Annotated in this window: 2 protein-coding genes; both read right to left on the bottom strand. The window is 35.4% G+C overall.

The genetic code is table 11. The annotated features are described in order from the left end of the window. Positions 1–735, bottom strand: a 735-nt coding sequence (locus AB0N16_RS41645) for a type ISP restriction/modification enzyme (RefSeq protein WP_365806019.1), incomplete at its 3' end; no start/stop codon positions are given. Between the two features lie 75 nt (positions 736–810). Further along, complete coding sequence (locus AB0N16_RS41640) at positions 811–2,007, bottom strand: M20 family metallopeptidase (RefSeq protein ID WP_015082999.1); 1,197 nt, start codon at positions 2,005–2,007, stop codon at positions 811–813. Between the last annotated feature and the right edge of the window lie 185 nt (positions 2,008–2,192).

Raw genomic sequence — 2,192 nt, 5'->3', positions numbered from 1 at the left:
TTTAAGGGTTCGCATACTTACTGTAATAACGGATAATAAGAGGTTCAAAATATATTTAGGATTATCACTAAATTCGTTAGGATCATCCGTTATTCCTGATTTTTTATCTGTTTTTACTTGATATTGATCAATAATCCATTCGATAGCTGGCCTTCCACTAACCACATACTCATAAGCTTTCTCTGGTATGTTCGAGATAGTTATTGAATTATTGAAAATAATAGTGTCTAAGGCTCCTTTTTTAGGATGTTTCATCTTAGTCACTTTATAATCATCAGAGCTAACTGACACCGTCACTCCAGGGTATGACACTTGTTTCTCGTAATTCAGATGCAGATTAGATAACTCCTTTCCAATCCGAATAAACGCTTCTTTATTTCGGACTAGCGGAATCCGCGCCAAGCTCTTTTTTAAATCATTGGCATACATATCCCGATATTCGGGTGAATGAAGCAAACCATACACATAATAAACAATGTCAGCCTTATCAATATCATAATTGCCTACTACATTGTCATATTTAACGTCAAGAAGCCCTGTCGTATCTTCCAAATTCTTCAAAAAACCTTTACCGGACGTAAGCAACGCATATTCTGGAACGTTATTTGTCATCAAGACAGAGAACTCGGAATTTGTGGACACATACAAAACCTTGTCATTAAGTGACATCGCAGTATCGTAGTTTGACGGACGGTGAATTAAATCTCGTCCATAATACAACCTTTTTCTGGACAGAGGATAGAAATATTTTTATAAGTTTATTAAATAACGAAGGAGCAACTTTAGCTACAAATCTTGCTATTTGTAAATCTACATTTTTTTATTGAAAAATAGATAGTTTATAGTTACAGTTGCAACTGCTTTAGCCGCGATTAAAATACTTTTCTCATTCATTTTAAATAAAGGGCTATGATGGGGATAATTTCCGCCGTCTTCAGGCTGTGCACCAATGTAAAAGAAAGTACTTGGTACAACTTGCCCATAATATGAAAAATCTTCAGAAGGATTTTGTGGTCCTAAATCGACTATATTATTGACTTCTGAAATATTCTGATCTTTTAAGCTGTCAACTACAAAGTGAGTGAGATTTTCTGAATTAAAGAGTACAGGATAGTTATCGTCATAATCTACAATCACTTCAACCCCAAAGGTTACTCCAACGCCTTTAGCAATTTGTTTCACTTGGTCTCGGATGACTTTTCTAGTTGTTTCTTTCATCATCCGAACATCCCCTTTTAACACTACTTTATCTTGTATAGCATTAAAACTTCCTGCTCCATCAAATGATCCAATAGTTACAGTACCCATGTCAAATGGATCTATTCTTCTTGAAATTACTGTTTGGAGTTCAGTTACAAAGTAACTAGCGGCTACTATTGCATCATTACTTAATTGTGGCATAGAAGCGTGACCTCCGTTTCCTTTGATTGTAATGGTGAAATTAGAACGTCCCGTTTGAGTTTCTTTATTATGATAGGCAATGACCCCTGTTTTAATTGTAGTCATCACATGAACCCCGATCATATTATCGACACCGTCAAGAGCTCCTGCTTTAATCATACCTTTGGCACCACCAGGAGATACTTCCTCTGCTGGTTGATGGACAATTCTAACTCTTCCCGGAAGTTCTTGTTTTATTTTTACTAGTTCTCTAGCAAGTACCATCAAATATGCAGTATGTGCATCGTGTCCACAGGCATGCATTACTCCTGGATTGACCGATTTAAAACTTAAATCATTATCTTCAAAAATAGCAAGAGCATCAAAGTCTGCTCTCAACGCAAGAGTTTTTCCGGATTTTCCACCTTCAATATCAACGATGATTCCAAATCCCTTTCCGATAAGTTTTGGTTCACAGTCAAGTTCTTTATAAAAGCCCATAATATACTTAAATGTTTCTTTTTCTTGAAAAGAAATTTCTGGGTATTGATGAAGATGACGCCTAATTTGAATCATTTCATTCTCATATTGTGTTAAGCTAGTCAACAAATTATTAAGTAGTTTCATATGATACCTCTAAACTTTCTACCCGAATTGCTAGTTAATTTCATTGGAAAATAAATAAGTCGTGCTATCCTAATCTTAAAGCACTAAGCATTAGAAAGCTCACGACTTATATGACTTATAATAGCACACTTCCAAAAGTTTTTGTTTATTTACTGACAACCATTGAGATCGGAAGAGCACACGTG

Source organism: Streptomyces sp. NPDC051105, assembly GCF_040682795.1.
Taxonomy (GTDB): Bacteria; Actinomycetota; Actinomycetes; order Streptomycetales; family Streptomycetaceae; genus Streptomyces.
The sequence above is the reverse complement of the archived record's forward strand: the minus strand, read 5'-3'. Positions and strand labels throughout refer to the sequence as shown.

Excerpts from the sequence above, each read along its gene's own strand:
- AB0N16_RS41640 (WP_015082999.1), bottom strand. The coding sequence starts at position 2,007 with ATGAAACTACTTAATAATTTGTTGACTAGCTTAACACAATATGAGAAT.